The 23,356-nt window shown below is 45.2% G+C and carries 23 protein-coding genes; 8 read left to right on the top strand and 15 right to left on the bottom strand.

Annotation, left to right across the window (positions count from 1 at the left end):
* Nucleotides 1-41: 41 nt before the first annotated feature.
* Nucleotides 42-905, bottom strand: coding sequence for a 16S rRNA (cytidine(1402)-2'-O)-methyltransferase (gene rsmI, locus R7P35_RS13455; protein ID WP_149192031.1), 864 nt, complete (start codon nucleotides 903-905; stop codon nucleotides 42-44).
* A gap of 68 nt (nucleotides 906-973) precedes the next feature.
* Here rsmI and R7P35_RS13450 point away from each other — a divergent pair, with 68 nt between their 5' ends.
* The 4 genes from R7P35_RS13450 to R7P35_RS13435 are packed head-to-tail and all read left to right on the top strand — an operon-like array spanning nucleotide 974 to nucleotide 4,424.
* The gene (locus R7P35_RS13450) at nucleotides 974-2,785 is read left to right on the top strand and encodes a penicillin-binding protein activator (RefSeq protein WP_005372905.1); all 1,812 of its coding nucleotides are present in this window, start codon (nucleotides 974-976) and stop codon (nucleotides 2,783-2,785) included.
* Nucleotides 2,772-3,140 (top strand): YraN family protein, encoded by a 369-nt coding sequence (locus tag R7P35_RS13445; protein ID WP_005372903.1) that lies wholly within the window; start codon nucleotides 2,772-2,774, stop codon nucleotides 3,138-3,140. Before R7P35_RS13450 ends, R7P35_RS13445 begins: the two co-directional genes overlap by 14 nt.
* 3 nt (nucleotides 3,141-3,143) lie before the next feature.
* Nucleotides 3,144-3,734 carry a phosphoheptose isomerase gene (locus R7P35_RS13440; RefSeq protein ID WP_005372901.1) on the top strand — a complete coding sequence of 197 codons (591 nt, stop codon included), beginning with the start codon at nucleotides 3,144-3,146 and terminating at the stop codon, nucleotides 3,732-3,734.
* 21 nt (nucleotides 3,735-3,755) lie between these two features.
* Nucleotides 3,756-4,424 carry a BON domain-containing protein gene (locus R7P35_RS13435; RefSeq protein ID WP_017633609.1) on the top strand — a complete coding sequence of 223 codons (669 nt, stop codon included), beginning with the start codon at nucleotides 3,756-3,758 and terminating at the stop codon, nucleotides 4,422-4,424.
* Between the two features lie 71 nt (nucleotides 4,425-4,495).
* Here the strand turns inward: R7P35_RS13435 and sspB are convergent, their stop codons facing one another.
* The 8 genes from sspB to zapE form a co-directional block, all read right to left on the bottom strand.
* The gene (gene sspB / locus R7P35_RS13430) at nucleotides 4,496-4,981 is read right to left on the bottom strand and encodes a ClpXP protease specificity-enhancing factor (protein WP_318092194.1); all 486 of its coding nucleotides are present in this window, start codon (nucleotides 4,979-4,981) and stop codon (nucleotides 4,496-4,498) included.
* A gap of 17 nt (nucleotides 4,982-4,998) precedes the next feature.
* Complete coding sequence (sspA, locus tag R7P35_RS13425) at nucleotides 4,999-5,634, bottom strand: stringent starvation protein SspA (RefSeq protein WP_005372897.1); 636 nt, start codon at nucleotides 5,632-5,634, stop codon at nucleotides 4,999-5,001.
* Between the two features lie 96 nt (nucleotides 5,635-5,730).
* Nucleotides 5,731-6,468 (bottom strand): cytochrome c1, encoded by a 738-nt coding sequence (locus tag R7P35_RS13420; protein WP_005372881.1) that lies wholly within the window; start codon nucleotides 6,466-6,468, stop codon nucleotides 5,731-5,733.
* Nucleotides 6,465-7,730, bottom strand: a complete 1,266-nt coding sequence (locus R7P35_RS13415; protein WP_005372880.1) for a cytochrome b — start codon at nucleotides 7,728-7,730, stop codon at nucleotides 6,465-6,467. The genes R7P35_RS13420 and R7P35_RS13415 overlap by 4 nt, the downstream gene beginning before the upstream one ends.
* Entirely contained in the window at nucleotides 7,730-8,320 is a 591-nt protein-coding gene (gene petA / locus R7P35_RS13410; protein ID WP_005372877.1) for a ubiquinol-cytochrome c reductase iron-sulfur subunit, read from the bottom strand. The genes R7P35_RS13415 and petA overlap by 1 nt, the downstream gene beginning before the upstream one ends.
* 673 nt (nucleotides 8,321-8,993) lie before the next feature.
* Nucleotides 8,994-9,386, bottom strand: a complete 393-nt coding sequence (gene rpsI, locus R7P35_RS13405) for a 30S ribosomal protein S9 (protein WP_005372876.1) — start codon at nucleotides 9,384-9,386, stop codon at nucleotides 8,994-8,996.
* A 15-nt stretch (nucleotides 9,387-9,401) separates the two neighbouring features.
* Nucleotides 9,402-9,830 (bottom strand): 50S ribosomal protein L13, encoded by a 429-nt coding sequence (gene rplM / locus R7P35_RS13400; RefSeq protein WP_005372872.1) that lies wholly within the window; start codon nucleotides 9,828-9,830, stop codon nucleotides 9,402-9,404.
* Between the two features lie 250 nt (nucleotides 9,831-10,080).
* Nucleotides 10,081-11,184 (bottom strand): cell division protein ZapE, encoded by a 1,104-nt coding sequence (gene zapE, locus R7P35_RS13395; protein WP_104975847.1) that lies wholly within the window; start codon nucleotides 11,182-11,184, stop codon nucleotides 10,081-10,083.
* 195 nt (nucleotides 11,185-11,379) lie between these two features.
* Between zapE and zapG the strand changes: the two genes are divergently transcribed.
* From zapG to degS, 3 genes are all read left to right on the top strand, one after another.
* Entirely contained in the window at nucleotides 11,380-11,823 is a 444-nt protein-coding gene (zapG, locus tag R7P35_RS13390) for a Z-ring associated protein ZapG (RefSeq protein ID WP_005379861.1), read from the top strand.
* A gap of 200 nt (nucleotides 11,824-12,023) precedes the next feature.
* Nucleotides 12,024-13,391 carry a Do family serine endopeptidase gene (locus R7P35_RS13385; protein WP_025768400.1) on the top strand — a complete coding sequence of 456 codons (1,368 nt, stop codon included), beginning with the start codon at nucleotides 12,024-12,026 and terminating at the stop codon, nucleotides 13,389-13,391.
* Between the two features lie 190 nt (nucleotides 13,392-13,581).
* Nucleotides 13,582-14,646, top strand: coding sequence for an outer membrane-stress sensor serine endopeptidase DegS (gene degS / locus R7P35_RS13380; RefSeq protein WP_318092192.1), 1,065 nt, complete (start codon nucleotides 13,582-13,584; stop codon nucleotides 14,644-14,646).
* 37 nt (nucleotides 14,647-14,683) lie between these two features.
* Here degS and parC read toward each other — a convergent pair whose 3' ends face one another.
* The 6 genes from parC to nudF all read right to left on the bottom strand — a co-directional run bounded on the left by parC (nucleotide 14,684) and on the right by nudF (nucleotide 21,696).
* The gene (gene parC / locus R7P35_RS13375; protein WP_017633605.1) at nucleotides 14,684-16,969 is read right to left on the bottom strand and encodes a DNA topoisomerase IV subunit A; all 2,286 of its coding nucleotides are present in this window, start codon (nucleotides 16,967-16,969) and stop codon (nucleotides 14,684-14,686) included.
* Between the two features lie 3 nt (nucleotides 16,970-16,972).
* Nucleotides 16,973-18,853: a DNA topoisomerase IV subunit B gene (parE, locus tag R7P35_RS13370; protein WP_005387417.1), complete on the bottom strand. Its 1,881-nt coding sequence runs from the start codon at nucleotides 18,851-18,853 to the stop codon at nucleotides 16,973-16,975.
* A gap of 249 nt (nucleotides 18,854-19,102) precedes the next feature.
* On the bottom strand, nucleotides 19,103-19,687 hold the full coding sequence (gene yqiA / locus R7P35_RS13365) for an esterase YqiA (protein WP_104975846.1): 585 nt from the start codon (nucleotides 19,685-19,687) through the stop codon (nucleotides 19,103-19,105).
* A 47-nt stretch (nucleotides 19,688-19,734) separates the two neighbouring features.
* Nucleotides 19,735-20,541, bottom strand: coding sequence for a 3',5'-cyclic-AMP phosphodiesterase (cpdA, locus tag R7P35_RS13360; protein WP_005387419.1), 807 nt, complete (start codon nucleotides 20,539-20,541; stop codon nucleotides 19,735-19,737).
* Nucleotides 20,542-20,602: 61 nt separating this feature from the next.
* Nucleotides 20,603-21,046 (bottom strand): DUF1249 family protein, encoded by a 444-nt coding sequence (locus R7P35_RS13355; protein WP_017633603.1) that lies wholly within the window; start codon nucleotides 21,044-21,046, stop codon nucleotides 20,603-20,605.
* Nucleotides 21,046-21,696, bottom strand: a complete 651-nt coding sequence (nudF, locus tag R7P35_RS13350) for an ADP-ribose diphosphatase (protein ID WP_025768397.1) — start codon at nucleotides 21,694-21,696, stop codon at nucleotides 21,046-21,048. The genes R7P35_RS13355 and nudF overlap by 1 nt, the downstream gene beginning before the upstream one ends.
* A gap of 229 nt (nucleotides 21,697-21,925) precedes the next feature.
* On the opposite strand from nudF, the gene tolC reads away from it, so the two are divergent.
* Nucleotides 21,926-23,254, top strand: a complete 1,329-nt coding sequence (gene tolC / locus R7P35_RS13345; RefSeq protein WP_005379884.1) for an outer membrane channel protein TolC — start codon at nucleotides 21,926-21,928, stop codon at nucleotides 23,252-23,254.
* Nucleotides 23,255-23,356 lie beyond the last annotated feature (102 nt).

Genomic DNA, 23,356 nt, shown 5'->3' with positions numbered 1-23,356 from the left:
AAACATCAGCCCTCATTGACCATTTATCTCGCTAGCGGCACTTAGTCTAAGTTTTCTAAGCCCCATTTATATAGCGCATTCTTCTTCAAGTTATGTATTTCTGCCACCAAAGCAGCTGCTTTTTTCAAAGGCAGCTCTTTGGTCAAAATCCCTAACGTGCGTAAAGCATCTTCAGGTAGTGAGTCGTCTGTTATTTCACGATGGCCATGTACCAACAATACCATTTCACCACGCTGTTGATTATCGTCACTTTTCACCCATTCAATCAGCTCACCTAACGGCATGCCTTGAATGGTTTCAAAGGTTTTTGTTAGCTCTCTTGCCAACACAACTTCTCTATCTGGGCCAAGAACGTCTAACATGTCTTGTAGAGAGTCTAAAATACGGTGCGGTGACTCGTAAAAAATACACGTACGCTCTACCGAAGCAATCTCTAGGAATTTATCCTTACGACCTTTGCTTTTCGGTGGTAAAAAACCTTCGAAGCTAAAGCGATCAGATGGCAAGCCAGAGGCACTTAACGCCGTAATGACCGCACAAGCACCTGGAAGAGGCACAACTCTAACGCCCGCTTGACGACATTTTGTCACCAAATGGTATCCTGGGTCGCTGATAAGTGGCGTACCAGCGTCAGAAACTAATGCGATAGACTGACCGGAAAGCAGCTTTTCTACCAAAACTTGTGCTTTTTGCTGCTCATTGTGGTCGTGTAGAGCAAAAGTTTTGGTTTGAATATTGAAGTGAGACAGTAATTTGCCCGTATGTCGAGTATCCTCAGCGGCAATGATGTCCACAGTCGACAGAATTTCGATAGCACGTTGGGTGATATCCGCTAAATTTCCGATTGGAGTCGGTACGATATAGAGAGTTGGCCCCTCATTCGGCAACTTATTTTTATCTGTCATTTGTTTACCATCACTTCAACGATTAATATAGAGACAATTTTGTACAAAATTATAGAGAACTCACGGCAATGATTAACCATAAGAGACTCAGTGTACCACGCATACTTACTCCTGTTGCACTAGCAATTACGCTCGCCGCCTGTTCTTCAGGTCCAAGACAGCCTGATGGCGTTGATGTAACACTTGAGCCTACTCAGTCTGTTCAGAACTATATGATCCAAGCTGATAGCACGGAAGGCAGTTTACAAAATGACTGGTTGATCATGGCAACCAAAGCCGCGATTCAAGCAAACCAGTTTGATCAAGCAGAAATGTTGATCAAGCGCCTGGCTCGTCAACAGTTAACCGAAGTTCAGCAAGCAGAGTGGCAACTAGCGCGTGCGACCATACAGCAAAAACAGGGTAATTACTCTCAGTTGCTGCAATTGTTGAATTTTAAACCTTGGTGGAAGTTGCCAAATGAGCAATGGAAAGACTATTACTTGATGCGTGCCGACGCTTATCAAGGTCTTAACCAAGCGTTTGAGGCAAACCGCCAACTGGTTGCATTTGGCCAATATGCATCGTCCGCGGAGCAGAGAGAGATTTCTAGCCGTATTTGGATGAACTTTGGCAGCTACTCCGAGTACGAACTGACCTCATTAGAAACAGAGCCAAATGAAGATGTTTTAGATGGTTGGCTACAACTCGCTATTTATGCGAAAACGCTGTCGGGCAACTTATCCCAACTAAAAAATACCCTAGAACGCTGGTTAAACGAGAACCCATCTCACCCAGCCGCTATCTACACACCAGAAGAGATTCAAAACATTCTCTCTCTAGACATTGTTAAACCAAACAACACCGCTTTGTTACTGCCGCTTACTGGTAAATTCTCGCCACAAGCGCAATTAATTCGTGATGGTTTTGTGTTTGCGATGATGAATGATCGTAACCGTGATCCAAGCGCTACCCTCACGGTAATAGACACTAATGCGTATAACGCCGACCAAATTAAACAACGTTTGATCAATGAAAACATCGACTTTGTTGTTGGTCCCCTAGAAAAAGAAAACGTTGAGCTATTGCACACAACCATGGATGGCTCAGAAAATGGTCCTACGATTCCAGCCCTTGCGCTAAATATTCCCGAAGATGTGCAACCAGATAGCAATATTTGCTACTTGGCATTATCACCAGAACAAGAAGCCGCACAGGCAGCGAAACACTTGTTCAGCGAAGGCTATAACTTCCCTCTGATTCTGGCACCAAAGGGCAGCTTTGGTGAGCGTGTAACTGAAGCGTTCAACAAAGAATGGCGCAAGTACAGCTCTAATAAAGTCGCAGCAAGTTATTTTGGCGACAAGCGCCAACTTCAAAAAGACATCAATGAAGTATTTGGTCTGCAAGAAAGCAAACAACGTATTGCTCAGATGCAATCACTAATGCGTATCAAGCTTGAAACACAGCCACGTAGCCGTCGTGATGTCGATGCGGTTTATATTGTTGCTAGAAGCACGGAACTGACTTTGATCAAGCCGTTTATTGAGGTAGCGATTAACCCAGACGCCAAAGCACCACAAATTTTCTCTAGCTCGCGTAGCAACAGTGGCGGCGCGACTTACGAAGATCTAACAGGCATCATCTACAGCGATATCCCATTACTGATTGACCCAGACCCTAGCGTGACCGCTGAAATGAACGAGCTGTGGTCAGAGCAATCTAACATGGAAAAACGTTTGAAAGCACTGGGTATGGATGCGTATAAATTGATTGGGGAGCTGCCACAAATGAAGGTCGTTCCGGGCTACTCAGTTGGCGGCCAAACCGGTATTTTAAGTATCGACAATAATTGTGTTGTACAGCGTGAGCTAAGCTGGGCTGAGCGTGGGGCTCTTTAGTAAGCGCCAAATCGGAAATCAATATGAAGCTCTGGCGAAGCAGTATTTACAACGCCAGGGCTTAAACTTTATTGAACAAAATTTTCTGACTAAGGTCGGTGAGATTGATTTAATCTTCCAACAAGGTGAAACTATTGTGTTTGTTGAAGTCAAATACCGTAAGAACAATCACTTTGGCTCGGCAGCAGAAATGGTGACGCACGCTAAAATGCGCAAGCTAGTCAAAACCGCACAAGTTTGGCTTAGCCAACAAAAGCGCTTAAAACACAATATCGATTATCGATTTGATGTCATCGCCATTCATGATAATGGGCGAGATATCAACTGGATAGAAAACGCAATCTCTGAAGGATAAGCGATGCTAGACAGCATTAAAGACAGCTTTACAGAAAGTATTCAAATTCAAATCGCAGCAGCAGAGGCGCTGCCTGATGCCATTACTCATGCAGCTCAAGCGATGGTGTCGAGCCTGCTTAATGGCAATAAAATTTTATGTTGTGGTAATGGCGGCAGTGCTTCAAACGCTCAACAATTTGTTTCTTGTCTTTTAAACCGTTTTGAAACTGAGCGCCCTAGCCTACCAGCAATGGCCTTAACCGCCGATAATACCACCCTAACCGCAGTGGCCAACGATTACCACTACCAGGAAATCTTCTCAAAACAGGTACGAGCGTTTGGTCAACCAGGCGACATTTTGCTTGCCATGTCGACTAGCGGTAACAGTAAAAATATTATCAAAGCGATGGAAGCAGCCGTAACTCGAGACATGACGATTATCGCGCTCACAGGAAAAGATGGCGGAGAGATGGCAGGGCTGCTCGGTGAGAACGACGTCGAAATTCGTATTCCATCACACCGCACTGCACGTATTCACGAAGTACATATGGTAACACTCCATTGTCTTTGTGATCTTATTGACCAGGTGCTTTTCCCTGCTCACGAAGAGTAACCAAGACTGAGAGTCAGAATTATGATACGTAGCCTTGTTATCTTATTAACAGCATTGAGTTTAAGTGGTTGCGCAGGTTTGTTTATCGCAGGTGCAGCAACCACAGCGAATATTGTCACGGACACACGCACGACAAAACAAATCTGGCAGGACAATAACATCGAATTCGAAGTTGCGGCGATCGGCAATAAAGCACCGTTTAAAGGTGAAGTTCGTGTCGTTGCCAGTTCATATAATGGGACTGTAGTCCTTATGGGACAAGCTCCGACACAAGACCTTATCCTTGCTTTAGAGCGAAGGGCTCGAGAAGTTAGTGGTGTAAAAGTCATACACAATCAAATCAAACAAAAAGAGCCACTCACTGTTACCCAGATTAGCAATGACAGCTGGATCACAACCAAAGTAAAGTCAGCTTTGCTTACTGATTCTGAGCTTAATGGTGTTAAGGTTAAAGTGATCACCGAAGATGGCGACGTTTTTCTGTTTGGTTATGTCACGCCAGAGCAAGGCGATCGAGCGACAGAAATCGCGCGTAATATCTCAGGCGTAAAACAAGTCATTAAAGGGTTCCAATACGGCGAAATGGAGCCTGTTGAAGTAGACTTACCGAGTGACGGTGTACAAACAATAGAAAGTGAGGCAAGTACAGAAAGTGAAGAGAACGTCGAAGTCTTTACGATTAGTGAGTAATTTCCAAAGTCTGGCTTGAAATCATCTTCAACAAGTTAAAAAGAAAAAAGCAGCGTTACGCTGCTTTTTTATTATTTAATCACTCTTAAGCTTGGTTTGCCTTTTGGTCGAGGAGCATCGTCCTCTTCGGCATCTGAATCAGAAACTAACTCAGAAGGCTCATCACTAACCGTTGTGAACGATGGGGATGATTCTTCCTCGGTCATCGCTTCTTCTTCGATGTGAGTGTACGCTTCTTCTGGTTCAAACATAGTACCAGCACCATTCTCACGTGCATAAATAGCTTGAACAGCATACACAGGCACGATCACTGAGTGCGGACGACCGCTAAAGCGAGCATGGAAGGTAATCGCATCATTACCTAACTCAAGATTACCCACTGCACGTGGCGCAATATTCAAAATAATTTGACCATCTTGAATAAATTCAACCGGGACACGCACCCCTGCCATTGTTGCATCCACAACCAAGTGAGGAGTCAAGTCATTGTCTACTAACCAGTCGTAAAATGCGCGAAGCATATACGGGCGGCGAGCAGTCATTTTTGCAATATCCATAACGTGTTTTAAATCGCTTAGCGAACTAGGCGCATTTCACGTTCAGCTTCAGTCAAAGAAGCAAGGAACGAATCACGTTCAAATACGCGGTTCATGTATACCTTGATTTCTTTTGAACCAGGGCCAACAAGATCGATACCAAGTTGAGGCAAACGCCACAATAGTGGAGCTAGGTAACAATCGATCAAGCTGAATTCTTCGCTCATGAAGTACTCATATTCAGCAAAAATTGGCGCTAACGTCAGAAGATCATTACGCAGCTTTGTGCGTGCTTTTTCTGATTCTTCCGCATTACCTTTCATCACTTTTTCAGCGAGTGAATACCAGTTGCGTTCGATACGGTACATCATCAAGCGGCTGTTGCCACGAGCAACAGGGTAAACCGGCATTAGAGGTGGATGAGGGAAACGCTCGTCCAAGTACTCCATGATGATTTTTGAATCGTAAAGAGCTAGCTCACGGTCAACAAGAGTTGGCACTGATTTATATGGGTTTAGCTCAACAAGCTCAGCAGGAAGGTTTGCTTCGTCAACAAGCTCAACTTCAACACTTACGCCTTTTTCAGCTAGTACAATGCGAACCTGATGGCTATACAAATCTGATGCACTTGAGAAAAGAGTCATCACAGAACGTTTATTGGCAGCTACAGCCATGGAGCCCTCCAGTACACTTACAAATAAAAACAATGGAGGCTAAGCCTCCATTGTACATCAATTAAAATTGGGAATTAGCACGGTATTTTAGCACAATTAATGCACATCGCGCCAATACTCTTTCTTGAGCATCACAACAACGATGGTTAGAAGCACTAAGAAGCCCATTACCCACCAGCCTAAAGCATGACGCTCAAGCTGCACTGGGTCACCTGAATAAACTAAGAAGTTAACGAGATCGCCAACCGCTTTGTCATATTCGCCTTCACTCAGCTCACCCGTGCCATCGGTTTCAGTACCAACAACAACTTGTACTTCTTCGCCATCTACGATTTTCGTATCGTAAATCGGCGTCGGGATGCCCTGTAGCTCTTCAAGTACATGCGGCATACCAACACTCGGGAAGACGATGTTGTTCACGCCGAATGGACGAGATGGATCAACATAGAAAGAGCGTAAGTAAGTGTATAACCAATCAGCACCACGAACTCGTGCAACCAACGTAAGATCTGGTGGTGGAGCACCAAACCAGTTTGCCGCTTGCTTCGGTGGCATAGCATTGACCATTAGATCACCGATTTTCGCTTCAGGATTGAAAATCAGGTTTTCTTTCATTAAGTCTGTTGGAATTTCCAAGTCTGTTGCTACACGCTCGTAACGCTGGTATTGCGTAGAGTGACAAGCAAAACAGTAGTTCATGAACAACTTCGCGCCGTTTTGTAGCGAAGCTTTATCCGTAAGGTCAACATTCGCTTTATCCAGCGGAACATTGGCCCCAGCTGCCATCGCTAGTGATGGCAACATAGCAAATAGAATTACAATCCACTTCTTCATTTGAATGTCACCCTCTCTGGTAATGGTTTGGTTGCTTCATTTTTGCTGTAGAAGAACAGCAACACAAAGAACATGAAGTAACACAAGCTAAAGATCTGAGATAGTAGTGTGTACGTTGGTGTCGCAGGTAACGCACCTAAAATACCCAGAGCGATAAAGGCGATAGTGAACTGTACAATATTCAATAGATGAAGTTTGCTACGGTAACGGTATGAACGAACTTTACAACGATCCAACCAAGGTAGAACAAACAGCACTGCAATTGACGCGCCCATTAGGATAACACCTAATAGTTTGTCTGGAACCGCACGTAAGATTGCGTAGAACGGCGTGAAGTACCATACCGGAGCAATATGCTCTGGTGTCTTCAGTGGGTTTGCAGCTTCAAAGTTAGGCGGCTCAAGGAAGTACCCACCCATTTCTGGGTTAAAGAACAGCACGTAACAGAAGAAGAACAAGAAACCAGCGACACCGACCAAGTCCTTAACCGTGCCGTACGGATGGAAAGGAATCGAATCAATGATGTCATATTTCTTCGTATAGTAATCGTGGAACTTGAATTGCGTTTTGTAATCGTCGCCCATTGAGCCTTTTGGCAGCTTAGTTTCGATACCATCCGGGTTGTTTGAGCCTACTTCGTGCAGCGCCAATACGTGCAGAACAACAAGAAGAAGCAAAACAATAGGCAGGGCAATAACGTGTAGTGCGAAGAAACGGTTTAGCGTTGCACCAGAGATGATGTAGTCACCACGAATCCAAAGCGTTAGGTCATCACCGATAACAGGAATAGCACCAAACAGGGAAATGATTACCTGTGCACCCCAGTATGACATCTGACCCCATGGAAGTAGGTAACCCATGAACGCTTCAGCCATGAGAACAAGAAAGATCAACATACCGAAGATCCACAATAGTTCACGAGGTTTTTGGTATGAACCGTAGATCAAACCACGGAACATGTGAAGATACACAACAACGAAAAACGCTGACGCGCCAGTGGAATGCATGTAACGCAGAAGCCAACCGTACTCTACATCACGCATAATGTATTCGATAGACGCAAATGCACCGTCACCTGAAGGAACATAGTTCATCGTTAGCCAAATACCCGTTAGGATTTGGTTAACAAGAACCAGCATCGCCAGAGAACCGAAAAGGTACCAAAAGTTGAAGTTCTTAGGCATTGGGTATTCAGACAAATGCTTTTTATAAGCATTCATTGCAGGAATACGCTTTTCAACCCAATCTAACATTGCTTGCATTATGCATCTCCCTCATCAACACCCACAATGAGCTTGGTATCGCTCAAATACATGTGCTTAGGAACGACAAGGTTCAACGGAGCAGGTACTCCTTGGAACACTCGACCAGCCATGTCGAACTTAGAACCATGACAAGGACAGAAGAAGCCAGATCTTACGCCCTGCACCTGCTCTGAGAAAGAGTCAGGTAGATAGGTTGGTGAACAACCTAAGTGGGTACAGAAACCAACTGCGACGAAAAACTCTTCCTTAATCGAACGAAACTCATTCTGAGCGTACTCAGGCTGCTGCTCCATTTCAGATTGTGGATCGCGAAGCTTATCACCGATCGATTTTAAGTTATCCAGAACGCTTTGAGTGCGGCGAACAATCCATACAGGTTTTCCCTGCCACTCAACACGAACCAGCTGACCTGGTTCAATTTTACTTATATCCACTTCCACCGGTGCGCCCGCCGCTTTGGCTTTAGCACTCGGATTCCATGATTTGATAAAAGGCACGGCGACGGCGACTGCCCCTAACCCACCAACAACTGCCGTTGTAGCGGTTAGAAAACGCCTGCGACCGTTATTTAAAGGCGCGTTGCTCATCCAAACATTCTCCCATTTGCTCCCTTTGGATCGTTATTATTCCGCTTATAAGAGCATGGCTAACAAATAATGAATTTAGTTCTATTTATTGGAGGGAAATGATAAAGAAAACCCTACTTTTTGACAAGATAAAGCTACCTTTTTGTAACATTTGTGAGGCAAATCGCTCGCGTCGTCACAAAAGCGGCAGAATTATAAAAAATTGATGTGATTTGTAACAAGAAAGCACCACATAGAAGCCCCGCTGAAAGCAGATAAAACCTTTTATCTTGGTAGTTTTCAGTTAATTACACAGAGAAATATTTCGTATTACGCGTTCAGCTTACTGTGTTTATATTTTCAATTTTGTAGCACGCAGAATGCTCAAAAAGGAGCGTAAGTCATTTTAAAACATGTTACAGGAAGAATAAGATACAAAGACATTCTTGCTGATGAATACATCTATGCTGCATCGCAAGAGAAAGCGTGGTGAGTCGCGATTAAATAAGGCACAGATATAAAACGGCACTGGCAACCTTTCGACGAAGAGGACGAATAAGAAGGCCTGCTCGGAGTGTGATGATAAGTGAAGGCTGTTCGTTGCTTTAAATACAAAAAAGCCCGGCATAGAGCCGAGCTTTTGGTACACAGTTTCCAGAGTAACTCTGAAAGCATAATTCCCGATAAGAGGAAATTAACGCTTAGAGAACTGTGGACGACGACGTGCTTTACGTAGACCAACTTTCTTACGTTCAACGCAACGAGCGTCACGAGTAACGTAGCCAGCTGCGCGTAGAGCAGGACGTAGAGACTCATCGTATTCCATAAGCGCGCGAGTGATACCGTGACGGATAGCACCAGCTTGACCAGAAATACCGCCGCCTTTAACTGTTACGTAAAGGTCTAGCTTTTCAGTTAGTTCAACTAGCTCTAGAGGTTGTTGTACAACCATACGTGCTGTTGGACGACCGAAGTATTCGTCAAGGTTACGCTTGTTTACTACAATGTTACCGCTGCCTGGTTTAATGAAAACACGTGCAGCTGAGCTTTTGCGACGGCCAGTGCCGTAGTATTGATTCTCTGCCATTTTCGAAATCCCCAATTAGATGTCTAGTACTTGTGGTTGTTGAGCAACATGGTTGTGCTCAGCGCCCGCGTAAACTTTTAGCTTACGGTACATAGCACGGCCTAGAGGACCACGTGGAAGCATGCCTTTAACTGCAAGCTCAAGAGCCATCTCAGGTTTACGATCGATCAACTTTTCAAAAGTGATAGATTTTAGACCACCTGGGAATTCAGAGTGACGGTAGTACACTTTGTTCTTAGCTTTGTTACCAGTTACAGCAACTTTCTCAGCGTTGATAACGATGATGTAATCACCAGTGTCAACGTGAGGAGTGTATTCAGCTTTATGTTTGCCACGTAGGCGAGATGCAATTTCACTTGCTAGACGGCCAAGAGTTTTACCTTCAGCGTCTACAACGTACCAGTCGCGTTTTACAGTTTCTGGTTTAGCAACGAAAGTTTTCATGCTAACAATAACCCGTTAATTAAATTTTAAACTTTAAAGGAACACCCAATAGTGCTCCCACACTGTCTAAGAGCCCAGTCATCACCCCTTCGAGTCGTTGGTACTCTCGACCTTCAATTTCGAAATAACTTCGATAATCAGGTCTGCAGTAACGGTGGGTCGCAGGATTATAGAGAAGAGCGAAGAAAAAATCACCTTTTTTTGCGCCAAATCACTAATTTTTTCTTCACTTTTTAAGAACCCATTGGATCTAGGCCAAATGTTCACGCGCGAGATACTCATGACTTTGCATCTCAGTAAGCCGAGACAAACAGCGCTTAAATTCGAACTCTAACTGCCCGTCAGTATATAAATCGGCCATTGGCACTTCAGCAGAAATAATCAACTTAACATTGCGCTCGTAAAACTCATCGACCAGCGCGATAAAGCGTCTCGCCGCATCATCTATTTTTCGGTTCATTTGTTGAACATCTGCCAGTAATACCGTGTGGTAAATACGAGACAATTCAATGTAGTCATTTTGACTGCGAGCAGTTTGACACAACTGAGCAAACGACGCATGCAGCACCCCGTCGCTTGCTTCAATCACCGCTAGTTGACGGTGGTTAACTTCGATTTGATGAGCAACAAACTGACGCTCTCCAGTCAGCTGCTGATAATATTTGTTAAGGTTTATGCTAGCCTGCTCATCAAGCGGGTAATGGTATATTTCAGCCTGTTCTAACGTTCTTAAGCGATAATCAACGCCACTATCGACATTCAACACTTCACAACGTGCCAAAATCATATCGATCGCGGGCAAAAAGCGCGCTCTTTGCAAACCGTTACGATATAAGTTCTGCGGCTCAATGTTTGAAGTCGCGACTAGGATCATCTGCCGCTTGAACATTTCTTGAAGTAGCGTTGCAAGGAGCATCGCATCAGTAATGTCGGAAACAAAAAATTCATCAAAACAAACCACATCTGCTTCTTCTTTAAATTTATCCGCCACTTTTGATAGAGGATTTTCGACATCACCTAACAGCTTCAACTCATCATGTACTCGATACATAAATCGATGGAAGTGGACGCGCATTTTTCTTTGGGTCGGTAAAGCATCAAAAAATGCGTCCATAAGGTAGGTTTTACCGCGACCTACCCCACCCCAAAAGTAAAGGCCTTTTGGTGGTTCAGGCTTGTCGATTTTTTTCCCCATTAGCTTTTGCCATTTGGAAAGCTGAGGCACAGGCGCTGACTGAAATTCAACGATAGCATGGTAAAGCTTGTCTAATGCAACGACCGCTTGATACTGAGCTTCATCACGCTGAAATCCGTGTTCTGCTATGTCTTTTTGATATTGTTGTAGTGGTGTCATCGTATTAAGTCGTATAGAGGTATAGAGAAAAGGGTTACCTCGGGGTCAACTTTGAGAATAGAGAGAAGTAGTTATCAGTCCCCGAAGACATACTGCTATTTTTCTTTATCGGCTGTTCAAGCCATAGTAACATGGACGAGCACCGCGTGTAACTAAGTAGTAAAAGACTTGTTAAAACAACTATAAGGAGCAGTTATGCCTTGGATTTATGCCATTGTGGGTTTGCTGGTCGGTACAATCGTAGGCGTAGTCATTAGTAGACTAACCACCCCTGAATACAAGAAACAAAAGTCTGTGCAGAAAGAACTTGAAGCGGCCAAGTTTGAATTAGAGCAACAACGTCAAGAGCTCGTCGATCATTTTGCACAAACCGCAGAAATGTTGGACACCCTAGGTAAAGATTACACCAAGCTATACCAACATATGGCCAAGACCTCTTCTGAGCTTTTGCCAAACTTACCAGAACAAGACAACCCGTTTGATAAGAAAACGGCAATGTCGTCTGAAACCATTGCAGAAGATCAACCAGAGTTTAACGAACAACCAAAAGACTACGCTAATGGCGCCACCGGTCTTTTGAAGGATCAAGAGAAAGAAATCATTAATGCTCCCGAAGCGGTAACCGCAAAAGCATCATAATCCTCTCTTACTTCTATCTAGGGCCGATACATTTGTATCGGCCCTTTTTTGAACTTTTTCACCTCACCTTCGCTCTAACTTGGATGTGCACTGCCTCCCCTTTTGATTGTCCGAACTAGACCCTATATTAGTTATTAACAAAGTGAACTAACCGTTCGGATATTTCTTTTTGGCAGACATGTTTCAAGAGGAGTTATTGGATGAAAAAACCACTGCTTGCGCTCACCGTTCTATCTCTGAGTTTGGGGTCGATTATTGCCCCAGTTCAAGCCACTGCCGCATTACCTTTGAATGTGGATGGCCAACAGTTACCTAGCTTGGCACCAATGCTTGAGAAGGTGACCCCAGCTGTTGTGAGTATTGCTGTAGAAGGTAAACAAGTACAAACCAGTCGCATTCCCGAGCAATTTCAATTTTTCTTTGGCCCAGACTTTCCTATGGAACAAAGGCGAGAGCGCCCGTTCAGAGGTTTAGGGTCTGGTGTCATTATTGATGCGAAGAAAGGCCATATTGTCACTAACTACCATGTGATCAAGGGGGCAGATGAGATTCGAGTTCGCCTCTTTGACGGGCGCGAGTATGACGCTACGCTCGTTGGCGGTGATGAAATGGCCGATGTTGCGTTACTTAAATTAGAGAAAGCGAAAAACTTAACGCAGATTAAAGTCGCGGATTCCGACAAACTGCGTGTCGGTGACTTTACGGTTGCGATTGGTAACCCATTTGGACTCGGTCAAACTGTGACTTCGGGTATTGTTTCAGCCCTTGGTCGTAGTGGCTTAAACGTTGAAAACTTCGAAAACTTCATCCAAACCGATGCCGCAATTAACAGCGGTAACTCTGGTGGTGCATTGGTCAACCTTAATGGTGAGCTGATCGGTATTAATACTGCGATTTTAGGCCCTAACGGCGGTAATGTGGGTATTGGCTTTGCGATTCCATCAAACATGATGAAAAACCTCACTGATCAAATTCTAGAGTTTGGTGAAGTCAAACGCGGCATGTTGGGTGTGCAAGGTGGCGAAGTAACCTCTGAGCTAGCTGATGCATTGGGTTACGAGTCGAGTAAAGGGGCCTTTATTGGTCAAGTCGTACCGGACAGCGCAGCCGATAAAGCAGGGTTAAAAGCCGGTGACGTAATTGTATCGGTGAACGGCAAAGCGATTAATACTTTCTCAGAGCTCCGCGCAAAAGTGGCAACACTGGGCGCAGGTAAAGAAATCACATTAGGTGTGGTTCGAGATGGTAAGAATAAAACCTTTGATGTAACGCTTGGCGAATCTACGAATATGAAAGCTAAAGCGGAGACATTACATGAGGGACTCAAAGGTGCGGAATTAAGCAATACAACACCAAGTGATGTAATCCAAGGTGTTAAAGTATCGAGCGTTGCAGATAACTCTCCGGCTGCTCAATATCAATTACAACAAGGTGACATTATTATCGGTGTGAACCGTCAACGAGTGAAAAACCTTGCCGAGCTTCGTACAATCGTAGAGAAACACAAAGGTGTACTGGCTCTTAATATTCAACGTGGTGAACGTACTATTTATCTTGTCATTCGTTAACCACTTTCAAAGTGATAGAAAATAAGGTTTTCGATGCATAATGCTGAGTGATAAGGCTCGATCACTTTTCCTTATCGCTCAATAACTAATGAAAAGGGCAGCGCGATGACGTGCTGCCCTTTTGTTATTTTTCAATGTAATGCTATTCTTCATCTTCGATGCCATTTTGGCGCTCACGCATGGAGAGGATATGCTCAGCTTTTTATTACGTTCTGTCTTTTTAGGCTTGGCTACTGCCGCAGTGGTATTACTGGCGATTCCATCTTTGCGCAACAACGTAATTCCTGCCGCGCTTGATCCTCAACCTGTTAATATCGCATCAGTCGAGTTGACGTTTAATCAAGCGGTCCGAAGAGCAGCGCCTGCAGTGGTAAACATCTACAGTCGTAAGTATGTTGAGAATGATCGCAGTAAACTCTCGACTCAAGGCCTGGGGTCAGGTGTCATTGTTAGTGAGAAAGGCTACATCATTACTAACTATCATGTGGTTGCTCAAGCTGATCAAATTGTTGTGGCATTACAAGACGGCAGAGCCGCAGCGGCTCAGCTCGTAGGGACAGACAAACGTACTGATATAGCCGTGCTGCGTGTCGAAGGTTCGAATTTGCCCGTAATCCCTCTGAACTCTAATTACAAACCACAAGTGGGCGACGTAGTACTAGCCATCGGTAACCCATACAACCTTGGACAAACCACAACGTTCGGCATTATTTCTGCCACAGGTCGTTCATCTATTAGCGACGGTCGTCAAGCATTCATTCAAACCGATGCCGCCATCAATGAAGGTAACTCTGGTGGAGCCCTAGTGAACACACAAGGCGAGCTCGTCGGCATTAACACCGCCTCTTTTCAGCAAGCGACAGACTTAGAAACTTACGGTATTTCTTTTGCGATCCCTGCGCCGCTAGCCAGTAAGATCATGCAGAAAATCATCGCTGATGGCCGCGTGATTCGTGGTTATATTGGAATCGACGGCCAAGACATTAATGCGGTCACTGCTCGCCTACTTGGAAATGAACACATAGGTGGTATTGTCGTACTTGGTATTGATCCAAATGGTCCAGCCAATGCGGCAGGCTTCCAAAAGCAGGACATCATTATCAGCATTGATGGCAATAAAGTGCAAGGGCGTCAGAGCGTTATGGATATCGTCACCGATTTACGTCCTGGCACCACCGTGGACGTCGGTATCATTCGCAAAGGAAAAGAGATGACCTTGAAAGTCACCATTGCCGAAGACAAGCAAGAAGCATAAAAAATCCCAGCCATTGGCTGGGATTTTTATTTGTGCGTTACTCGCTATCGCTCGGTGTTTCCGTCGTATCGGAATCATCTAGCTCAACTTCAATGCGAGTGACTCGCTGCAAACCTCTCGGTAATAACCCACCTCGGCGACCACGTTCGCCACGGAAGTTATCAAGATCAGACGGTTTAAGACCCAACTTTCGCTTACCCGCGTACAGCGTTAACGATGCACCTTTTGGTAAAGACATTAAGTGAGATAGTACTTCTTCTCGCTCTTTTGCTTTAGCAGCAGGAATGTTGATGATCTTATTCCCTTTACCTTTCGCCAGTTGTGGCAAGTCTTTGATTGGGAACAGCAGCATGCGACCTTGGTTAGTGATTGCTAAGATTTCATCAGAGTCTAAATCTTCAATCTCTTTTGGCGTCATGATCTCAGAGTTGGCAGGTAAAGTGACGAGCGCTTTACCACTGCGGTTTTTAGACAGCAAGTCCGCACCTTTACATACAAAGCCGTAACCTGCATCTGAACCCACCAGCCACAGCTGATCTTCTTCACTCATGATGACTTGGCGAATACTGCTACCAGCCGTAATATTCAAGCGACCGGTAATCGGCTCACCTTGACTACGAGCAGAAGGCAGTGAGTGCGATTCCAGAGAGTAACTTCGACCGTCACTACCTAGGAATACCGCAGGCTGATTACTCTTACCTCGAGCATGCGCTAAATACTTATCACCCGACTTATAGTTTAAGCCTTCGGCATCCACGTCATGGCCTTTCGCGTGACGAATCCAACCTTTCTCAGAAAGCACAACCGTGATTGGCTCACTTGGTACGAGGTCACGTTCAGTCAGCGCTTTTGCTTCTGCACGCTCAACCATTGGAGAACGACGGTCATCACCGTATTTCTCTGCATCTGCTTTGATTTCTTTTTTCAGTAGTGTGTTCAGACGACGCTCAGAACCGAGTAGCTGTTCTAGCTTCTCACGCTCTTTCTCTAGCTCGTCTTGCTCACCACGGATCTTCATCTCTTCTAGTTTTGCTAGATGACGAAGTTTGGTATCTAAAATTGCATCCGCTTGGATATCGGTAATACCAAAGCGTTCCATCAGCACCGCTTTTGGATCGTCTTCAGTACGGATGATCTCAATCACTTCATCTAGGTTGAGGTAAGCAACCAACAAACCTTCCAAGATGTGTAGACGAGCCATGACTTTGTCTAGGCGGTGTTGTAAACGACGACGCACAGTCGTACGACGAAACTCGATCCACTCAGACAGAATTTGCACCAGACCTTTAACTTGAGGACGGTTATCCAAACCAATCATGTTCAAGTTAACGCGGTAACTGCGCTCAAGATCCGTTGATGCGAACAAATGGTTCATCAACAAGTCACAATCGACGCGGTTTGACTTAGGCACGACAACAATACGCGTAGGGTTCTCGTGATCCGATTCGTCACGAAGATCGTCAACCATTGGCAGCTTCTTCGCACGCATCTGGTTAGCGATTTGCTCAAGCAGTTTGGCACCCGATACTTGGTGAGGCAAAGAAGTGATAACAATATCAGAACCTTCTTTATGCCAAACCGCGCGCATTTTGATGCTGCCACGACCGTTGCGGTAAATCTTCTCGATATCCGCTTGCGGCGAGATAATTTCTGCTTCTGTTGGGTAATCTGGACCTTTGACATACTGCATCACGTCCGGCAGTTCTGCTTTCGGGTTGTCGATCAAATGAATAGTCGCATCTGCGATTTCACGAACGTTGTGCGGTGGGATGTCTGTTGCCATACCAACGGCAATGCCGGTTACACCGTTAAGCAGGATGTGAGGCAGACGTGCTGGCAACATTTGTGGCTCTTTCATTGTGCCATCAAAGTTAGGTTGCCATTCAACCGTGCCCTGGCCAAGTTCGCCAAGCAATACTTCAGCAAACTTAGACAGTTTTGCTTCGGTATAACGCATTGCCGCAAATGATTTCGGATCATCTGGCGCACCCCAGTTACCTTGACCATCCACTAATGGATAGCGGTAAGAGAATGGCTGAGCCATCAATACCATCGCTTCGTAACACGCTGAATCACCGTGCGGATGGTATTTACCTAGCACGTCACCAACGGTACGTGCAGATTTTTTGTATTTTGCTGATGCAGAGAGACCAAGCTCTGACATCGCATAAATGATGCGTCGTTGAACCGGCTTTAAGCCATCACCAATGTATGGCAAGGCGCGGTCCATGATTACGTACATCGAGTAGTTCAGATAAGCGTCTTCAGTGAACTTGCGCATTGGCAATTGTTCGACGCCATCGTAGGTAATTTCTGTAGACATCCGTTACACCTCTGCCAAGTCGCCGTTGTTTTGTAGCCAAGAACGACGGTCATCTGCACGCTTTTTACCTAGCAGCATGTCCATCATTTCCATGGTCGCCGTAGAGTCGTCAATGGTTAACTGCACTAAGCGACGCGTGTTCGGATCCATGGTGGTTTCACGCAACTGAAGTGGGTTCATCTCACCCAGACCTTTGAATCGTTGCACGTTGATTTTGGCTTTCTTCTTCGACAAGCGCTCTAAAATGCCATCTTTTTCATCGTCATCGAGGGCGTAGAACACTTCTTTCCCGCAGTCGATTCGATACAGAGGCGGCATCGCCACATAGATATGACCCGCTTCCACTAGTGCGCGGAAGTGACGAGTAAATAGAGCACAAAGCAGCGTTGCGATGTGAAGACCATCCGAGTCCGCATCGGCAAGGATACAGATCTTACCGTAACGAAGACTCTCGAGGTTGTCGCTATCTGGGTCAATACCCAAAGCAACAGAGATATCGTGTACTTCTTGAGACGCAAGAACTTGATCGGCAGAGACTTCCCACGTGTTCAAGATCTTACCACGCAGTGGCATCACAGCTTGGAATTCACGGTCACGTGCCTGTTTTGCCGAGCCACCCGCAGAGTCACCCTCCACAAAGAAGATTTCCGTGCGACTTAAGTCCTGTGCAGAACAGTCGGTCAACTTACCTGGCAGTGCCGGGCCGGACGCTACTTTCTTACGTACGACTTTTTTCGCCGCTCTCATACGACGGTGCGCGTTAGCGATACAGACTTCTGCCAATTGCTCTGCGAGCTGAGGCTTTTCGTTCAACCAAAGACTGAACGCATCTTTTACAACGCCAGAGACAAATGCCGCGGTTTGACGAGAAGAGAGACGTTCCTTGGTCTGGCCTGCAAATTGTGGATCTTGAATTTTAACCGACAGCACGTAAGAACAGCGGTCGAAAACGTCATCACCCGTTAGCTTCACACCACGAGGTAATAGATTACGGAACTCACAGAATTCGCGCATCGCTTCCAACAAGCCTTGGCGTAAACCATTAACGTGCGTACCACCTTGAGCGGTTGGGATCAGGTTAACGTAGCTTTCGGTGATCATCTCACCGCCTTCTGGCTGCCAAATTACCGCCCAGTTTGCCGCTTCAGTATCCGCCAAGAACTCACCAGTAAATGGTTCTTCAGGAATAACTGGATAGCCTTTTACACCTTCCGCAAGATAGTCTTTAAGACCGTCTTCGTAGTACCACTTATAGTCTTTGCCATTAACTTTGTCGGTTAATGTGATTTCTAAGCCCGGGCACAAAACCGCTTTTGCGCGGAGGTTGTTGACTAGGCGCGTCACAGAGAAGTTAGCCGAATCGAAGTACTTCGCATCAGGCCAGAAATGCACGCTGGTACCGCGATTGCGACGACCACATGTGCCAGTTACGGTCAGATCAGACACTTTCTCGCCGTGTTCAAATGCAATTTCATACACTTGACCATCACGACGAACTGTTACTTCAACGCGTTTTGACAACGCGTTTACTACAGATATACCTACCCCGTGCAAACCACCAGAGAATTGGTAGTTTTTGTTAGAGAACTTACCACCCGCATGTAGCTTACATAGAATTAGCTCTACGCCTGATACTTTCTCTTCTGGGTGGATATCAACAGGCATGCCTCGACCATCATCGATCACTTCGAGTGATTGGTCAGCATGTAGGATGACTTGTACTTTTGAGGCATGTCCGGCTAGCGCTTCATCGACACTGTTGTCGATAACTTCTTGGCCCAAATGGTTTGGGCGCGCTGTATCCGTATACATCCCTGGTCGGCGACGTACTGGCTCTAAGCCATTCAGTACTTCAATGGCACCAGCATTATATTGTTCAGTCATAATACGGAATTATTCTCAAAGTTTACTTGTTGCCTGAGTATCACCAATGGGCGTACCCATACTCAGGAAACGAAAAAGCCACCCTGTTCACATCACTAAGAGTTTGTAAACATGATGCATAACAAAGTAGCCAGGGTCCTCGACCCTTAAGATCTTTTGGCAAAACATAGTCGGAAAGCATACCGCCCATGTCAAGAAACGGTTGGATATATCAATAAAAACTATGAGCCTTTTCCAATCGCTTTCGAATTACAGTTCTAGAAATTCGATAATCTGTGCAGGATAACGCTCAAAGCCTACAAAACTGTGATCACCGCCTTGTTCTACTGTTTGCTTAGCGTCTGCAAACTTATCTACCGCTTGTCGATAGTCTAAAACCTCATCTTCTGTTTGTTGCAATAACCAAAAAGAATGTGGCGACGCGATGCTTTGTACATCAAGAGCTTTTAACTCGTCAATATGACAAGCTTCAAGTGTATAGGTTTCATGCGTATATGGGTTAGTTTGCTTACCCAAATAATCTACTAGCAACTCATAAGGCTTGACTGCGGGGTTGACCACTACCGCTTTAAACCCAAACTTGTCATTTAGCCACGTTGACATAAAACCGCCTAATGAGCTGCCCACTAGACCAATTTTATAGTCGTCTTTATATTGCTCGATAATATCCGACAACATTTTCGCCGCTTGCTGAGGATAACAAGGTAACTGGGGAACAATCACCTTAATATCAGGCCTATGTTGCTCGCAGTAGGCTCTCATCACATTCGCTTTCATGGAGAGTGGAGAGCTATTAAAGCCATGGATATAGAGAAGAAGTGAAGGTTTACTCATAGATATCTCGCACAAAAAAGCGAGCCCGAACAGAGAGCTCGGGCGCGTTAGTAGCCGTTAGAAGAGAAGTCTGGTTGGAACTGGCCATCAGGAAGCCGACCTACTTGGGTCGTAATATCGCCACAAGCGTGTAGTTGCAGCTCCCGCCAACCAGGCGAAGTGGTATCAAGGGCAAAATCATCCGAGTTAGGCTTAAACTGAACACAAGTTGAGGGTGTTGCCATCACTCGAATACCCTTGTGAAGCACATTCATATCTTGATGAACATGGCCACAGAGAATGCCTTTCACGTTATCAAAACGCTCGACAACCTGCCAAAACGCTTCGGCATCTTTTAAAGTATGTTGATCAAGCCACGCGCTTCCCACCAGTAACGGGTGATGATGCAACAAAACAAGTGTGTGTCTTTCTGGGTGTTCGGCTAGCTTTTCTTCGAGTAGCGTTAATTGCTGATCACTCAAGCGCCCATGAGGAACGCCAACCACTTGCGAGTCTAAAAGAATTAACTGCCAATGCTCGCCAAGCAATACATGCTCTGCGGCTTTGATTTGTGGCGAAGGCAAAACACTGCCCATATTAGGCTTGTAATCATGATTACCAGGTAGCCAAAAACAGTCTTTCTCTAGCGGTTCAATGCCGTTGGCAAAGCGCTGATAAGATTCTGCACTATGGTCTTGGGAAATATCCCCCGTCGCCAAGATGTAATCAAACGCCACGTTGCGGCGTAAAACATCAGCAACAACAGCATTGAAGCTATCGACTGTTTTTACGCTTAGCAAACTTCCCTCATCGGCAGCAAACAGATGAGTATCCGTAATTTGTAAAAGTTTGATGCTGTCACTAGATGATTGCAAAATGAAAACCTGATTCGTCCACTATATCGTTATTTGTTATTTTCCTTTAGTGACGTGACGATCAATTGAAGGCAAGTGGTGTTCTACTGATACCACTTCGTAAACAAAACGTCAGCCATTCACCGAGGAATGTGTTTAATTGATGCTTTTCATCTTTCTGCATCAGTTGGTCATTGGGATAATCATACTTAGCTTTTATGCGAGAGAACTCTCCGCTTGAGCATACTTCGGCTACTCTCGCATCATGATAAAGCCTGACAGACATCGTCGGTAAAGGAAACACTGGCGTTTCATCACTCTGACATATCTCAACAACTGTGGTGTATTTTGTGATTTCATTCACGGTCAATTGGTAAACCATGTTCGCCGCTTGGTAGCAACGTACATCCCCAACTTCAGCAGAAGCAGGCAATAAGGCATTCAATTTAGCGTAGTTGGTCTCATAGGTTCTCATAAGACCAGCTAAATCAACATGATATTGTTGTTTTTCAGCCAATTGTGCCATTACTCACTCTCCACCGTTTGGGATTGTCCCCATTCTGACTTTAACTCTTGATGGTGTAATTGCAGCCATTGCAACGCAATAATCGACGCACCATTTTCAAATTTCCCGTCCTTCACCCATTGATACGCCGTTTCACGACTCATGACATGAACTCGGATATCTTCATTCTCATAGTCTAAACCATGAATGCCGTGCGCTTTAGACGCATCCACTTCACCAACAAAGACGTCTAGCTTTTCCGAGCAACCACCAGCCGAAGGATAATAAGAAGTGACAGGTATAACGCGCCCCACCTGAATCCCCGCTTCTTCGACAGCCTCTCGACGAATTACGGCTTCAGCTGATTCATCGCGGTCAATCATACCGGCGACAATTTCTAGCTGCCAAGGGTGTTCATGTTCCAACGCGCCAATACGAATCTGTTCAATGATTACGACCTGGTCCGTCTTTGGATCATAAGGAAGCATCGCTGCTGCGTGACCACGCTCGAACATTTCTCGTTCGACAACTCCACTCCAACCACCAGCAAATAGCCTATGCTGAAAGCGGTATTTCACCATTTTGAAAAAACCTTCAAATAAGGTTTCTTTCGAGATGACTTTTACATCTCGCGAAGTAAAATCTTGTTGTTGTTTGTCACGCTGTTGCATTCAACACCTCTCTGAGTGAATCCTGTAGTTTACTCATTGTTATTCGCTTGCTCAAAGGACTTGGCTCAACTTTTTGTATAATAGTTACAAATTAATTTAAGTCTTCGCTAAAAATTTATTGCACAAGCGGATAATTACGTGTAAAAAAGTGCAAACTTTAGAGTAAATATCGTGCAAATTGAGTTAAACTACTGAGAATTAACCAATCTATGGACCGCGGGAATAGAAAATGAAAAAATTGCTTCCACTATTTATCAGTGCAGCGCTAGGTAGCATGAGTACGTCTGCGTTCGCAGACTCTTTGGCTGAAATCTACGACTTGGCAAAACAAAATGATCCACAATTGCTCAGTGTAGCAGCACAACGTGACCAAGCTTTCGAAGCAATCACCTCAAGCCGTAGTGCTCTATTACCACAGATCAACCTTACTGCGGGTTACAATTTAACTCGTGGTGATACTGAATACGATTCAAATCTAATTAGTGACGTATCAAACGATGGCAACGCGCTAACCGCGGGCGTTAGCTTTTCACAAGCACTTTACAACCGCGCATCTTGGATCTCTCTAGATACTGCTGAGAAAAGTGCTCGCCAAGCAGACGCAACTTACGCAGCGACGCAACAGGCACTGATTCTTCGCGTGTCACAAGCGTATTTTGAAGTTCTACGCGCACAAGATAATCTTGTTTTCGTACGTGCAGAAAAAGCCGCGGTTGGCCGTCAACTTGAGCAAACTAAACAGCGTTTTGAAGTAGGTTTGTCTGCAATCACTGACGTGCATGACGCACAAGCTCAGTACGACCAAGTGCTAGCGGACGAAGTGTTGGCAGAAAACGCGCTAACTAATAGCTACGAGTCACTGCGTGAAATTACAGGCCAAGAGCACAAAGATCTCAACATTTTGGACACTGGCCGCTTCACTGCTAGCCCATCGACCGTACCAGCTGAATCGCTCATTGATGAAGCAAAAACCAAAAACCTGACCTTGCTATCATCACGTATTCTTCAAGACATTGCGCGTGACAATATTTCACTAGCAAGCTCTGGCCACCTACCAACGCTCTCTCTAGACGGTGGTTACAACTACGGTGATACTTCTCATAGCTCTCGTGACAACACGACAGACAACTTCAATATTGGTGTGAACCTTGCTGTACCGCTATACACAGGTGGTAACGTAACCTCTCAAACCAAACAAGCTGAATACGCGTACGTGGCAGCAAGCGAAGATCTTGAAGCACAGTACCGTAGCGTAGTCAAAGATGTTCGCGCACAAAACAACAACATTAACGCCTCTATCGGCGCATTACGTGCGTATGAGCAAGCGGTTATTTCTGCACGCTCTGCACTAGAAGCAACAGAAGCTGGCTTTGATGTAGGTACTCGTACTATCGTTGATGTACTGGACGCGACTCGTCGTCTATACGATGCGAACAAAAACCTATCGAACGCTCGTTACGACTACATTTTAAGTGTTCTTCAGCTACGCCAAGCAGTTGGTACGCTAAGCGAACAAGACATCTTGGACGTTGATGCAGGTTTGAAAGCGGCAAAATAACCGCGAACTGAATACTTCAGGTCTTAATAAATAAAAAACGCCAGTTGAGTTATCAGCTGGCGTTTTTTATTACTTGTAGTTCAGAGCTTAAAAGTGCCTCTG

The organism is Vibrio sp. Vb0304, assembly GCF_033338995.1.
GTDB lineage: Bacteria > Pseudomonadota > Gammaproteobacteria > Enterobacterales > Vibrionaceae > Vibrio > Vibrio alginolyticus.
Note: the sequence above shows the minus strand (reverse complement) of the source record. Positions and strands in the feature narration are given on the sequence as shown.

What these genes read in the sequence shown, in the direction of transcription:
- rsmI (WP_149192031.1), bottom strand. Translation starts at nt 905, where the DNA reads ATGACAGATAAAAATAAGTTGCCGAATGAGGGGCCAACTCTCTATATC.
- R7P35_RS13450 (WP_005372905.1), top strand. Translation starts at nt 974, where the DNA reads ATGATTAACCATAAGAGACTCAGTGTACCACGCATACTTACTCCTGTT.
- R7P35_RS13440 (WP_005372901.1), top strand. Translation starts at nt 3,144, where the DNA reads ATGCTAGACAGCATTAAAGACAGCTTTACAGAAAGTATTCAAATTCAA.
- R7P35_RS13435 (WP_017633609.1), top strand. Translation starts at nt 3,756, where the DNA reads ATGATACGTAGCCTTGTTATCTTATTAACAGCATTGAGTTTAAGTGGT.
- sspB (WP_318092194.1), bottom strand. Translation starts at nt 4,981, where the DNA reads ATGGATATTGCAAAAATGACTGCTCGCCGCCCGTATATGCTTCGCGCA.
- sspA (WP_005372897.1), bottom strand. Translation starts at nt 5,634, where the DNA reads ATGGCTGTAGCTGCCAATAAACGTTCTGTGATGACTCTTTTCTCAAGT.
- R7P35_RS13420 (WP_005372881.1), bottom strand. Translation starts at nt 6,468, where the DNA reads ATGAAGAAGTGGATTGTAATTCTATTTGCTATGTTGCCATCACTAGCG.
- R7P35_RS13415 (WP_005372880.1), bottom strand. Translation starts at nt 7,730, where the DNA reads ATGCAAGCAATGTTAGATTGGGTTGAAAAGCGTATTCCTGCAATGAAT.
- petA (WP_005372877.1), bottom strand. Translation starts at nt 8,320, where the DNA reads ATGAGCAACGCGCCTTTAAATAACGGTCGCAGGCGTTTTCTAACCGCT.
- rpsI (WP_005372876.1), bottom strand. Translation starts at nt 9,386, where the DNA reads ATGGCAGAGAATCAATACTACGGCACTGGCCGTCGCAAAAGCTCAGCT.
- rplM (WP_005372872.1), bottom strand. Translation starts at nt 9,830, where the DNA reads ATGAAAACTTTCGTTGCTAAACCAGAAACTGTAAAACGCGACTGGTAC.
- zapE (WP_104975847.1), bottom strand. Translation starts at nt 11,184, where the DNA reads ATGACACCACTACAACAATATCAAAAAGACATAGCAGAACACGGATTT.
- zapG (WP_005379861.1), top strand. Translation starts at nt 11,380, where the DNA reads ATGCCTTGGATTTATGCCATTGTGGGTTTGCTGGTCGGTACAATCGTA.
- R7P35_RS13385 (WP_025768400.1), top strand. Translation starts at nt 12,024, where the DNA reads ATGAAAAAACCACTGCTTGCGCTCACCGTTCTATCTCTGAGTTTGGGG.
- degS (WP_318092192.1), top strand. Translation starts at nt 13,582, where the DNA reads ATGCTCAGCTTTTTATTACGTTCTGTCTTTTTAGGCTTGGCTACTGCC.
- parC (WP_017633605.1), bottom strand. Translation starts at nt 16,969, where the DNA reads ATGTCTACAGAAATTACCTACGATGGCGTCGAACAATTGCCAATGCGC.
- parE (WP_005387417.1), bottom strand. Translation starts at nt 18,853, where the DNA reads ATGACTGAACAATATAATGCTGGTGCCATTGAAGTACTGAATGGCTTA.
- yqiA (WP_104975846.1), bottom strand. Translation starts at nt 19,687, where the DNA reads ATGAGTAAACCTTCACTTCTTCTCTATATCCATGGCTTTAATAGCTCT.
- R7P35_RS13355 (WP_017633603.1), bottom strand. Translation starts at nt 21,046, where the DNA reads ATGGCACAATTGGCTGAAAAACAACAATATCATGTTGATTTAGCTGGT.
- nudF (WP_025768397.1), bottom strand. Translation starts at nt 21,696, where the DNA reads ATGCAACAGCGTGACAAACAACAACAAGATTTTACTTCGCGAGATGTA.
- tolC (WP_005379884.1), top strand. Translation starts at nt 21,926, where the DNA reads ATGAAAAAATTGCTTCCACTATTTATCAGTGCAGCGCTAGGTAGCATG.